We start from the raw sequence: 12,166 nt of genomic DNA on the forward strand, positions 1-12,166 counted from the left end.
AGAATACGGAAGTTTAGTGGTGGAGCCTAGCGGGATCGAACCGCTGACCTGTTCGCTGCCAGCGAACCGCTCTCCCAGCTGAGCTAAGGCCCCACAAAACGCTAAAGCGTATGTAGACAGAATGTCCTGAGAATAGTTTTTTTCCAGTTACCCGTTATTGAAAAGTAATTGGTGGAGCCTAGCGGGATCGAACCGCTGACCTGTTCGCTGCCAGCGAACCGCTCTCCCAGCTGAGCTAAGGCCCCAAAAACAGGCGAGAATTTTATGGGCGCTTCCCCACTGTGTCAACCTTTTTACGAACCACTCAGTGTATTTTAAAGACATTAAAACAACAAAATCTAACACTTAAAGAGTTGTTATCATAAACCGTCCTGTGTTTTGATAAATCTTTGTTTCCATAACACAAAACTGCAACGCAACAAGTTTGAATAAAATGAGAACCGCAATGATCGAATTTCCAACGGTATTAGATGATCTAATGATGGCTCAGCAACCAATACTCAAAAGAACAAAAGAAATTTTTGGGTATGAGCTGTTATTCCGTGGAAAGGACGCCCTAAACGCAAATTTCCCTAATGGCGAAATAGCCACTGGCCAAGTATTGGTCAATTTATGCATTGGAATAACTAAGTTAAAACCTCAATTACAAAAACCCTTTTTTATCAACATGACAACAGAACTTATGTTGTCAGACGCTTTTTTTCCCATTGACCCAGACACTGTCTATATCGAAATTCTCGAAAGTCAAAAGCTAACGCCAGAATTCTTTGCAGCATTAAAAAAATGGCGCTCTGCAGGCTACCGATTCGCATTAGACGATTATCAGTTTACAACCGAATACCAAGCTCTCTTGCCTTGGATATCCATCGTAAAAATAGATGTACTAACAACACCGCCAGAACAATACGCCACACAAATAGCGGAACTTAAGTCCCGAGGTTTAATATTGCTCGCCGAAAAGGTCGAAGATTTAGCCATGTTTGAATTTTGTAAGAACCTCGGCTTTGATCTGTTCCAAGGCTATTTTTTACAGAGACCTGAGCTTATTAAAGGCAAAAAAATTGACTCGGCAACACATGGAGCCATCGAGCTGGTCAATGCCTTACAAAATAAAGACATCAGCATTGATGCTATAGCGGATTTAGTCACCAAAAACCCCAAACTGTCGTACCAGCTACTGCGAATCTTAAATAGCCCTGTATGTGGAGTTACGAAAACCGTTGTCTCAATAAAAGAAGCGGTTATATTCTTGGGCTTGGTACAATTAAAGAAATGGGCTCTACTTATTACACTGACCTCATCCACGAACCAACCTAGCTCCCTGTTAAAGGTCTTACTCACTCGTGGCCGTTGCTGCCAGTTGCTTGCCGAAAGCAAAAAATCAGCTGTTGCGGACTCTGCTTTCATGGTTGGACTGATGTCCGGTATAGACGCCGTTTTCAATGTTGAAAAATCGGTCGTCCTAAAGCAAATCGCCTTAGACGAAAACACGCTCAATGCCATCATGAATCAAACAGGAGAATTAGGATCTTATCTAGCACAAACATTAAGCTGCGAAGAACAAAAATGGGATAACATTCAGGCAATGAGCTCAACGGAAAGGACAACGTTAAATAGAGCGTTTTTAGACGCTATGTTGTGGTCAGAAGAGGTTATGCAGTCAATTAATTAAATTACATGCTTTTTTTTTCGTTAAACGATTGACACTTATACAAAAAAATATAGAATTCGTTTCACCTTTTTCAAGGCCAGTGTGGTGGAATTGGTAGACACGACGGATTCAAAATCCGTTGCCTTCGGGTGTGGCGGTTCGAGTCCGCCTACTGGTACCAACATAAAAAAAGCGCTTACTTAGGTAAGCGCTTTTTTTTGCTCTCGACTTTCATTCCGTTCAGAACGAAACCAATACCCACTACAAATCAGTCTATTGCCTAGCAAGCATTGGTACGTCGAGAAATGAAACGACAATCAAGAATTAATCGTCAAAGCCATGCATGACATAATCTGGCAAGTCTTCTTCTTTCGGTATTGGCGTTGATGCACCAGATTCATCAATCGCGACAAACTTGAACATGCCCTCTGTTACTTTCTCACGCTGACCAATTCGACCACGACGAACCCATGCTTCCACAAGAATATTCATAGAAGTACGACCAACCGACTCAACTCTAGTATAAACCCCTAAAATATCACCAACCTTTACCGGTCGGATAAAACTCATGCCATCCAAGGCAACCGTCACCACACGAGACTGAGCACGTTGGCCCGCACAAATACCAGCCGCGATGTCCATTTGTGATACAACCCAACCACCAAAAATATCACCTGCTGGATTCGTATCTCCCGGCATAGCAACCGTCCTAGTCGTAAGACGACCCTTTGCCTTTTCTTCAAACTCTGACATAACTCTCTCTCAATCAATTTTCTCTGCTCACTAAAAACAAGTGTATCTGTTTATATAGACTGAGAGTAACAACAAAATCTTATCTCAGGCATTTAAAAAACCTATGACCAAACAGACTTATTTGACTAAATCAGCTTCATAATAAATCGCTGTACCTTTCGCTTCCGTTGTCGGGAACGAAAAACTCGAGCCAATAGAGGTTCCCAACCCACCTGAACTGTTAGCGCTTACTCCCACACCAGTGCCTAAACGCCTAAAAGACAGCTGAGTGACTTCATCTAAAATCACCCCATTTGCACCAATTTTAGCCGCTTGCTCTTTCAGCTCTTGAGTCGCTTTTTCTTTTCTAGACTCTTCCGTAAAACCGTTATCACTAGAAGCCTTAACCGTACCAACAACCTTATAATCAAACACTGGTGCTTGTTCGAATATTGTCACTTGCTCAACTTCAAGCTCCGGCATCTGCTGCCCTGTCACCACATGAGATCCCGAAGAACAACCAAGCAACAGCACAGGTAACGCCAAAGCGGATAAATATTTAATAAAGTTAATCATCACAGCACCTCACCTTTGAAGCTCAAATCATAACAGTGTTGCACAAATACCACGAAAGCAGATCGACAATACTGTGGATTTTTAAACACAAAACAAAGAATAAACATGACAACCCAACTAACTCACAAGCCAACGGAGCCATTATTGTCTATGCTCTAATCATAGCCAAAACCATACAAAAGAAAGGCAAAGAAAATAAAGAGGCACTTATGAGCAAATTAATCGAACAAGACATCTCCTGCCCTTACTGCGGCGAAAGCATCGAAGTCGTGATAGAAGTGCTAGATGAAAGCCAAGAATACATAGAAGACTGCCAAGTCTGCTGCCGACCGATCATCTTCAACATCGATACTGCCTTTGATGGATCAACCTCAGTTTCCGTTCACTCGGAAAATGAGACATATTGATTGAAAAATGCCAGCTAAAAAACACTCAGTGTAGAGCTTTAAAAGCTTGTCTCGATGAAGTAATGGCGAGCTTGGTAGCAACTTTAGGGCGATCAACAGCGAAGCCAGCATGACTTAAAAACATGTATGACACTCATATGCACAAGGCGAAATCGTTCGAAGTTTCCTCGCTTATAGATGACCCATGTGTTAGACCGTTTTTGGTGAGATTAGCAGGCCAGAACTTAGTCAAGTGCTGGTGAGTGATTGTGGTATTGATGACTTGGAAGAATTTTGCTGAAAGTCAAAAAGGTATTTCACAGCCCCACCCAGCATACCGAGCATTACGAATGCCGCTGTTTGTAGAAGCTCATCCGGTAGGAATTTCATAAGGTGCGTCCAGTCCAGAAACGAAAAAGCCCCGCACTTGGCGAGGCTTGATAAGTTGTGTTGCCGTCAGACATAAAACTAACAGCGTGGGGATAATTTAACGCCTAACTCATAGGCTTGCAAGCCTTGCGCGCGCAAAAACAGAATGTCGTTCTCTACTTATGAAAGCGACATTTTGCACATAGAGCCTTGTGCTTATTGGGCTAGAGAAAAGCGCGTTAACAACTCAATGGCGGCATGTTGGCGGCAAATCACAGGTGTTTTTTGATGAATATGTTTTGTTTAGGCACAAAAAAACCACCCGAAAGTGGTTTCTCATACAATACTAACTTTCCGAATGACTAAAATAGATCAGGCATTCGGGTTAGTAACTTTCGATTTTACGACTAGATGTGAGAGAGTTAAGAACATTTCCACTCATTATCCAACCTATGAATTATCAGCTTCAATCTTAGACTTTCTAATATAATTAAATACAATATCTGGATAAGTATTTTTAAAATGTTCTACATATTTAGCATGCGCAGCATTAAAAGGAGCATATACAACTCGTCTATATAAGTCATACTGATATAAGAAATAGCATGTAAACCCTAATCCAACAAGCCCAAAAAACGCTTCATCCATCGCAATTAGAAAAACAATCACTTCAAAAAACAATAACCAACACCAAAAGCGTCGCTTACCAGACCTTACTTCTTTTTTATTTTCATCTAGATAGATTGTTCTTACTGATGCTTTAATTGAATTGTCAGGATAAAACTTAACGATCTTCATCGTACTTTTATTTGTGATACTAGTTAAATAAAGATCTTCCTTTTGGCTTTCTACATAGGTAAAAACAATTTTAGTGTTTAACGTATTGACGGGGGGGTTACATCTACATAACGCCCATTAATTTGGACTGAACCACCAGATACAGAGCCATTTGTTCTTGCTTCCTGAAAGCGAGAACACTCTATTACTTCACCTGTAATATGGTGCACTTCACAAACTTCACCGCCAAAATCAATATAGCTTTCCACAACTTATCTCCGTATTATTGCTAAATATTTTCTGCATTAATTTTATCTTTTAAAGTAATAGGTAGATAGCAATTTTTGGGTATTCATTTTCCTTATATAACTAACCGCAATATATCGTACCCAAAACCAATACGGCAAACTCCCCCAACGCTAGGATGACCAGCCAACCAAGCCTAACAAACACAAAAAACCACCCGAAGGTGGTTTAGATGTTACTAATACTTCAATGATACCCTTTTCCAAGACAACTTGGACATGTAACTCTACGCCGTTTTTCAACCATATTTGCACCACGCAAATGATTTGTAGGCTCCCTATAAACTTCCTCTACCTTCCCTGTCTTACCACAATTAGAACAAGGTGTTTTTTTCTTACTTCCACTAGACTGATTGGAACCTTTTGACTTATTAGAATTGCCCATAAAAGAAACAATCAAAATCACAACGACTATAAAAAAAAGAATCTCCACTTCCATCCCTCTTTCCACTGCCAATAGTAAAAAACACCCGAAGGTGGCTTCTTAAAACACTCATATTTTTATTACACCTGCTTCCATAAAGTATTACTGTCTGTATGAAACTCTTCTGGTAAATTTGAACCATATTTCAGACCTGATGCTTCAAAATAACAAAGCTGCTTCCTTTTAACAATTATAGTCTTTGAGGGGTCATATACATTAGGTTGCTGCTGCTCAATTGTATTAATTTCAATAATCTGAGCAAATGAATTGATGTCAAAATATTGATCAAGATAGGGCGTATTAAGGATCCCATAGTTTTTGCTGCCCGCAGATGCAGAAAGATACATAATAAAATTAGTCGTATTATTACTCGTTGCCTGATAGCTAGTATTAACCATTTTCCCAGCCTCAGTCTCAAGGAAAGTAGGAGGAATAACCGGACCTGGCTCAAGGGGGAAATAAAGACCACCACTCGCCATCAGCACTTCTCCACGAGGAATTGCAAACGTTTTGATAAGTTCTTTATTTTCAGGGTTCCATAATAAGTACCCCGTTTCTTGATGCTGCTGCTGAATAAATGCATCACCGATCAACTCTGTCAAATAGCGAACACCATAAAGAGTCTGAGGACCATTTTGTACTGGTGCTATTGGAGAAAAAGTCATCGTTTCAACATAGCTGCTTTTGATTTCTGGTCCAGAATTAGGCGGTGTTGGAAATACATCTTTTCCTTCATTTCCATACCATACTCCAACTAAATCAGCTAAAGGCCCTAGGTTTGATAAATCATTCATAAACAACTCCTGTAATTCAATTGATTTATTCCCGTGTCAGGGAGATTTAAACATAGCAGGAGAATGTACAAAAAACACACAAAATATATAAAAGCTAAATAAGTTACTTTTATCATTACTTTTGCTAAACACCACGCTCCACATTGCGCACCACGCCGGTTACCACACCGAAGATTTCCAGCTCCGACTCCTCTGTAATAGGAATCGCTTTATACGCCTTGTTCTTTGGACGCAGTAAAACGTTTGGCTCTAACTCCAACGTCTTGACCGTCATTTCCCCATGAATACAGGCAATCACAATGTCGCCATGACGAGCCGTTATTGAACGATCCACCACCAAAACATCACCCGTATAAATGCCCGCATCCACCATAGAATCCCCCTGAGCCCGCACGTAAAATGTCGCGGTTGGGTGAGGAACACAAAACTCATTTAAGTCTAATGACTTCTCAACAAAATCTTGAGCTGGCGAAGGAAAACCCGCTGACACAGAATCCACATACAGCGGGATTCGCACACTGTTTGCCGCAATAAACGCCGCCGACTCAGACACACCAAGATAAGAAACACGCATAGACCACCTAAAAAACTGTATATTTATACAGTATAGTTTCAGACGAGACGAAAGACCAAGTGAATTTTTGTAAGAGGAAGGATTTCCGATTTTACGACCAGAAATGAGGCGAGATCAGAAAAGAGTAAAGTGAACCTTTTCACCTTACTCCACAACCCTCTAGAATCCACTAAACTTAATACTTGTTACAGGCTCACCATCCTTTAAAGGTATCTCTTTGCAATAAACCCAAACCTGATCAAGAGAAAGGTCTTCCCCCGACCCTTTTCGCTGCATCCCCCACTCAATACGAGTGACTTCATAATTATCTAAACCGTTTGGGTCTGTATCTGTGCTTCTCACACTGATGACATCGCCCACCCTTGGGACATCCTTCAAATTGCTATCCCATGTAAGAGTTTTATCATCAGTTGATTCAACGCAAATATCAATTTTCATTTAAAGTCCTTATTAATTTATTTAGGTTCTACAACTGTAGTGTAGAGCCTAAACAAACACCCAATAATCTAACCTTCTCCGAAGTGTCGGCCTGTGGCGTTTTTAACACGTTCGATGGTTTGGTCGACCCATGCGGGGTTGGTTTGGATTCTGGCGAGTTGTTGGTAGTTTCGGATGGTTTGGATCATGTTCATGATGTCGATGGCGGGGACGACGGCGATGCTTTCGGTGATGCCTAAGGATTTGGCAATGTCGTTAATGAGTTTGAGTTTTTCGTCGTCTTGGATGGGGGCGGGTAAAGTTTGTTGCACCGGTTCGGGTTCTGGCTGTTGGGCTTGGTCGAAGGCGCGGATGACTTCTAGATTGAACTTGGGGCTGATCCACATGGCGTAAGCGTACACCAATTCTTTGCAAACCCAAGTGCCTTTATCAGCTCCACCGCGTTTTGATTTAACAGCGTTATGCATATCTGCACATCGCTCAATTCCGTTCCTCAGATCTGAGGATCTGTCAATTTCAGCAATTAATTCTTGGGTAGTTTCTAGCCGTAAAAAATTGGCTGGCTGATGCTTTCTGGTAGCGCCAGATACGACGTGAAGATCATTAAGAGAATACAGTCCGTCGAGTGTGCGGATGTCTTTTGAAGAAATAATTAGATGAGCCATCGTTGGCCTCCTGCGAGTCTAATTGACCACCTCGTGAGGTTGCAATCCCAATAAGGTGGTGGATCTAAATTCAGGTTGCAACAACCGTCCGCAGGAACGGCCTAACCGAAGTTAGCCCAAACAAAGACCCACCATAACAGGCGGACTCCGGCCACAAAAAAACACGCGGTGCGTGTTTTAGGCCGCTGCGGATCAAACGGGGTTGCAATCCCGACACTGGATTTTGCCAGTGCAAGTTAATGGTAGATCAGGATGCGAAGGAGGTCAACAGTAGCCTCGCGGACAATAAAAATTGAAGCTACCAACCCATATAGGATACATTGTAAGCAATCATACAAACATTATAGATATGGAAAATCATGAAATTAATTGACGCTTTCTCTCACGACTCAGAAATGGTTCCTCTAATTGACTTATCTAGAGTCGATCCATCTAAAAACACCTATACTGTCATAGTTGGAAAAAATGGAGTTGGTAAAAGTAGGTTTATATCAAGAATGGCGAATTACTTTAAAGAGGAAGCCCTAAACAATATATACGATCACACCATCAATATATTCGAAAAACATACTTTTGACAGAGAAATTATAGCTATTTCAACAAGTCCTTTTGATAAGTTTTCACCTCAAAACAGAACAACACCGACGAAAAAAATATAGAACCTATAAGAGAGCGCCTATCAAACTACTCTTATATTGGAATGAAAAACGCTAGCTCTTTGAAAATAATTGAATTGGCCGCAAAGGAATTAATAAAAAAATATTAACAGACAAAAAAACATCTTTAATCGAAATGCCACAAATATTAGACAACCTCGGATTTTATAGTAGTTTAAAAATAGCATTTAAGCCAAAATACACGTCATTCCTAATAAAGCTTTGCTTATTAAAGTCAAAAAACCTACCTTATGAAGAATATAGTAATAAGTTATCTAAACTTATAAACGATAACAGCGACATTCGCACTACTATAGACTATGATAAAATTGAAAATATTTTAAAAATCAACGTGTCAAATTTATCCGTGTTATTATCAGCTTTAATGAGAGTAGAAGATCCAATTAGAACATCAGGAATATTTCACTTAGATTTGCTAAAAGAAAAAAATAATGACTTTATTAAGGATATAACATTACTTCTAGAATATGATTTTATAAGAATTGTTGATGTGAGGTTAAATAAAAAAAATCATGGAGAGATCTCTATACGTAGAGCCAGCTCTGGCGAGCAATGTATGATGGTTATTATGCTTGGCATTGCTGGGAACATAAAAAACAACTCACTAATTTTTATAGATGAGCCTGAAATAAGTCTGCATCCAAAATGGCAAGAAGATTTTATGCCTATGCTTATAAAGGCTTTTTCTATATATAGCGGTTGTCAATTTTTCATTGCTACACACTCACCTCAAATTGTCTCGGGTATGAAAGGAGAGAACTGTTTTGTAACAGACTTAGCCTCTAGAAAACTATATCCAGCATCTTTCTTTTCGGGAAAATCAGCTGATTTCCAATTGGCTGAAATATTCGGCTCTCCGGGACAAATGAATGAATACCTATCAAGATTATGTTTCAACTTAATATTTAAGCTAAGAAACAAAAAAGAAATAACAAAAAACGACTATGATAATTTAGATAGTCTAGAAAAATCCAAAAAGCAAATAAATGCAAATGATCCAATTATAGCACTAATAGAAACTGTAGAAGAGGTATTTAAAATGCCTCTTATTAACACCCCAATCACTTTTGATGAAGACGACATATCATTAATTTCTGAAATAAAAGATAGAGAAGCTTTTGATTCAAACTCATGGGGAATTGATGAACTTATCCCTCTTCGAAGTAAAGTTAGAGCATATTATAGAGACATTCAAAATGGTACATGTCCGTATTGTAAAGAAAGAATAGCAACTAGATCTGCAGGCAACGCCCAAATTGAACATATAATACCTAAAAGCGAACATATTATATTTATGTTTGAACCTAAAAATTTATGTGTATCTTGTGGCGATTGCAATGAATACAAATCAAGAAACTCGGTCACTAAAAATGACTTTATTGTGTGCAATAACCATAATCCACAAAGATATCCTACTTCACAAAACACCTTTAAAATCGTACACCCTCATTTCGATATATATGAAGAGCATCTCATTAAAGAAGGTTTATTCTACAGAGACCTAACTCCTAAAGGTCATTTTACAATTGGAATATGTAAGCTAAACCAAAGAAGCGCAAATTATGGAAGAGAACCAGAAGCGCTAGATGATTCATCACTTCATGACATATTTAATATATTCGAAGCAAATGCTGATGATGCTCAAAAAGAGATGTTAAAAAATATGCTGCTAGGAGCAATCAATGCATAACTCCCACTCCCCCAACGCTTTGCGCATCTGTTCTCTGGAATATTTGTGCATGTAGCGTTTGTCCAGTCCGTCCCGTTCGTGGTTGAGTAGCATTTCTCCTCTTTCCATTATAAGAAAGCCCAGTCGATCCCTGCTCTTCTTGTCTTGCCAGCAGTCGCGGGCGAGTTTGCGCATGTCGTGACTTGTAAACTTGATGCCGATGTCGTCGCTTAGGGCTTGGTACCAGCGCTCTACGGTGCGTTTCGATATGGGTTTGTCGCCTTTCACGCTGAATATGTAGCGGCCTTTTCTGGGCAGGCTGTTGATTAGGTCCATGGCGTGTTGGGTGATGGGCAAGCGGTGCTCTTTGCCGTTTTTGGTGTTCTCTGGCGGTAGGCACCACTCCAACGCGTTGGAAAAAAAGTGCCGCCATTCGGCTAAGGCGGTTTCCCCTATGCGGGTGCCGTGGAGTAGCTGCGTCATGAAGAAGACGCGCTTTGCCTTGGCTTGTTGGTGGATGGCCGCGACGAGTACGGGCAAATCATGAGGCTTGAGGTTGCCCGGTCGGGCTTCGGGTTGGGTGGTGGTGAAGCTTCGTAGGGTGATTTTTTCCAGTGGGTTGCTGGCGATTAGCCCCAGTTCTTTGGCGCGGGTGAAGGCGGTTTTGAGCACACTCAGTACGCCTTTGATAGTAGACAAGGCGTATTCCTCTTGCATGCGAATGTAGAGCAGCTTGTACAGTAAGGGCTTGTCTATGTCTTTGAGTGGCACCTGGGCGAACTGGCTGAGTAGATGGTTGCCTATGTAGCTGGACGCGGTGGAGACGTAGGCTTCTGAGTAGGTTTTGTCGGCGTCGATGTGCTGCATAAACCACATGAGCACTTCGCCAGCGGTGTGATAAGTGGCAACGGTTAATGACGCCTCTCTATTGGCGAGGGCGTGGGATCGTATGGCGGGAACAAATCGGGTCAGATCAAAATTAGCGTTTAGTCATAGTCTTTAAGCTTGCTTTCTTGTAGAGAGACAGAAAAGACTTTAAATTCAATTTGAAGTAACGCTAAGAAAATATGGGAAGACAAGCAATAAAAGAGTTTGAACCAGGAAGGCATTTCAGAAGAGGATTAGGTGCTCTGATAAATTTCAGGCATAAAAAAAGGCACCATAAATGGTGCCCGGGACCGGAATCGAACCGGTACGCTTATTCAGCGCAAGATTTTAAGTCTTGTGTGTCTACCAATTTCACCACCCGGGCATATCTGATTTTGGAGGCCGGAGTCGGAATCGAACCGGCGTTCACGGAGTTGCAGTCCGCTGCATGACCACTCTGCCATCCGGCCTTCTATCAGATTATCTTTTGATTGGAGCGGGAAACGAGGCTCGAACTCGCGACCCCAACCTTGGCAAGGTTGTGCTCTACCACTGAGCTATTCCCGCGTCTCAAAAGACGGTGCCTATTCTATGTATTTGAGCTTTCACGTCAAGGGAAAAATCCAAATAAATAACTAACTTAGGCACTTTTTTTAAATCTGTTTAGTTTTTGTTCGACTCTTTGGACATTAGCTCAGGCCAAGCCGCTTTTAAATAAATATACATAGACCAAAGAGTTAGTAAGGCCGCAGCAATAAGCACCACCTCTCCTAGATGAGCAACCAGGGTATCTGGTCGACTTCCTAGCAAGATAAAAATCGCCAACATCTGCATGGTGGTTTTCAGTTTGCCAATATAAGAAACCGCCACACTGGCGCGCTTACCCATTTCCGCCATCCACTCGCGCAATGCCGAAATAACGATCTCGCGACCGACGATGACTGCACTGGCTAGCGTTAGCAATGGATTAGAGTAGCTGGCCACTAATAAGACCAAGGCAATCGATACCATGAGCTTATCGGCCACTGGATCAAAAAAAGCACCAAAGGGCGTCGTTTGGTCAAGCTTTCTTGCTAAGTAACCATCTAGCCAATCGGTAATGGCCGCTAAAGCAAAAATAATCGCGCAGGTGTAATAACGCCCTTCCCACGGCAAGTAATAAATCACCACAAGAATTGGAATCATGAAGATCCGTACGGAAGTGAGTATATTTGGTATGTTCATCTTATTCCTAATTATTACGCTGAATGTATCTACATTCA

13 protein-coding genes and 6 tRNA genes are annotated in these 12,166 nt (G+C 41.1%); 5 read left to right on the forward strand and 14 right to left on the reverse strand.

The features are described from left to right. Nucleotides 1-17 precede the first annotated feature (17 nt). Both DFP80_RS09305 and DFP80_RS09310 read right to left on the reverse strand, forming a co-directional pair. Nucleotides 18-93 (reverse strand) — tRNA-Ala (locus DFP80_RS09305). Nucleotides 94-169: 76 nt separating this feature from the next. Further along, nucleotides 170-245: transfer RNA gene (locus DFP80_RS09310), tRNA-Ala, on the reverse strand. Nucleotides 246-445: 200 nt separating this feature from the next. Between DFP80_RS09310 and DFP80_RS09315 the strand changes: the two genes are divergently transcribed. Continuing rightward, on the forward strand, nt 446-1,672 hold the full coding sequence (locus tag DFP80_RS09315) for an EAL and HDOD domain-containing protein (RefSeq protein ID WP_113916531.1): 1,227 nt from the start codon (nt 446-448) through the stop codon (nt 1,670-1,672). Between the two features lie 75 nt (nt 1,673-1,747). Next, a tRNA-Leu gene (locus tag DFP80_RS09320) sits at nt 1,748-1,832 on the forward strand. Between the two features lie 143 nt (nt 1,833-1,975). Here the strand turns inward: DFP80_RS09320 and DFP80_RS09325 are convergent. Beyond that, nucleotides 1,976-2,404 carry an acyl-CoA thioesterase gene (locus DFP80_RS09325; protein ID WP_113916532.1) on the reverse strand — a complete coding sequence of 143 codons (429 nt, stop codon included), beginning with the start codon at nt 2,402-2,404 and terminating at the stop codon, nt 1,976-1,978. 117 nt (nt 2,405-2,521) lie between these two features. Next, nucleotides 2,522-2,959, reverse strand: a complete 438-nt coding sequence (locus DFP80_RS09330) for a DUF4156 domain-containing protein (RefSeq protein ID WP_113916533.1) — start codon at nt 2,957-2,959, stop codon at nt 2,522-2,524. 209 nt (nt 2,960-3,168) lie between these two features. On the opposite strand from DFP80_RS09330, the gene DFP80_RS09335 reads away from it, so the two are divergent. Beyond that, entirely contained in the window at nt 3,169-3,366 is a 198-nt protein-coding gene (locus tag DFP80_RS09335) for a CPXCG motif-containing cysteine-rich protein (RefSeq protein WP_113916601.1), read from the forward strand. A gap of 798 nt (nt 3,367-4,164) precedes the next feature. On the opposite strand, the gene DFP80_RS09340 is transcribed toward DFP80_RS09335, so the two are convergent. From DFP80_RS09340 to DFP80_RS09365, 5 genes are all read right to left on the reverse strand, one after another. After that, the gene (locus DFP80_RS09340; RefSeq protein ID WP_113916534.1) at nt 4,165-4,512 is read right to left on the reverse strand and encodes a hypothetical protein; all 348 of its coding nucleotides are present in this window, start codon (nt 4,510-4,512) and stop codon (nt 4,165-4,167) included. 788 nt (nt 4,513-5,300) lie between these two features. Continuing rightward, nucleotides 5,301-6,014 carry a heme-binding beta-barrel domain-containing protein gene (locus DFP80_RS09350; protein WP_113916536.1) on the reverse strand — a complete coding sequence of 238 codons (714 nt, stop codon included), beginning with the start codon at nt 6,012-6,014 and terminating at the stop codon, nt 5,301-5,303. A 124-nt stretch (nt 6,015-6,138) separates the two neighbouring features. Further along, nucleotides 6,139-6,588 carry a translesion error-prone DNA polymerase V autoproteolytic subunit gene (gene umuD / locus DFP80_RS09355; protein WP_113916537.1) on the reverse strand — a complete coding sequence of 150 codons (450 nt, stop codon included), beginning with the start codon at nt 6,586-6,588 and terminating at the stop codon, nt 6,139-6,141. A gap of 159 nt (nt 6,589-6,747) precedes the next feature. Then, entirely contained in the window at nt 6,748-7,026 is a 279-nt protein-coding gene (locus DFP80_RS09360) for a hypothetical protein (protein WP_113916538.1), read from the reverse strand. A 68-nt stretch (nt 7,027-7,094) separates the two neighbouring features. Then, complete coding sequence (locus DFP80_RS09365; protein ID WP_113916539.1) at nt 7,095-7,691, reverse strand: KilA-N domain-containing protein; 597 nt, start codon at nt 7,689-7,691, stop codon at nt 7,095-7,097. 359 nt (nt 7,692-8,050) lie between these two features. On the opposite strand from DFP80_RS09365, the gene DFP80_RS09370 reads away from it, so the two are divergent. After that, on the forward strand, nt 8,051-8,350 hold the full coding sequence (locus DFP80_RS09370) for a hypothetical protein (RefSeq protein ID WP_113916540.1): 300 nt from the start codon (nt 8,051-8,053) through the stop codon (nt 8,348-8,350). Nucleotides 8,351-8,483: 133 nt separating this feature from the next. Then, nucleotides 8,484-10,058: an AAA family ATPase gene (locus tag DFP80_RS09375; RefSeq protein WP_113916541.1), complete on the forward strand. Its 1,575-nt coding sequence runs from the start codon at nt 8,484-8,486 to the stop codon at nt 10,056-10,058. Here DFP80_RS09375 and DFP80_RS09380 read toward each other — a convergent pair. The 5 genes from DFP80_RS09380 to pgsA form a co-directional block, all read right to left on the reverse strand. Further along, on the reverse strand, nt 10,038-10,913 hold the full coding sequence (locus DFP80_RS09380; protein ID WP_113916542.1) for a tyrosine-type recombinase/integrase: 876 nt from the start codon (nt 10,911-10,913) through the stop codon (nt 10,038-10,040). The two genes, DFP80_RS09375 and DFP80_RS09380, sit on opposite strands and share 21 nt — an antisense overlap. A gap of 290 nt (nt 10,914-11,203) precedes the next feature. Next, nucleotides 11,204-11,289 (reverse strand) — tRNA-Leu (locus tag DFP80_RS09385). An 11-nt stretch (nt 11,290-11,300) separates the two neighbouring features. Continuing rightward, nucleotides 11,301-11,374 (reverse strand) — tRNA-Cys (locus DFP80_RS09390). A 22-nt stretch (nt 11,375-11,396) separates the two neighbouring features. Further along, a tRNA-Gly gene (locus DFP80_RS09395) sits at nt 11,397-11,471 on the reverse strand. A gap of 96 nt (nt 11,472-11,567) precedes the next feature. Further along, on the reverse strand, nt 11,568-12,128 hold the full coding sequence (pgsA, locus tag DFP80_RS09400; RefSeq protein WP_113916543.1) for a CDP-diacylglycerol--glycerol-3-phosphate 3-phosphatidyltransferase: 561 nt from the start codon (nt 12,126-12,128) through the stop codon (nt 11,568-11,570). Nucleotides 12,129-12,166: the final 38 nt, after the last annotated feature.

It is taken from the genome of Marinomonas rhizomae, assembly GCF_003315485.1.
Lineage (GTDB): Bacteria > Pseudomonadota > Gammaproteobacteria > Pseudomonadales > Marinomonadaceae > Marinomonas > Marinomonas rhizomae.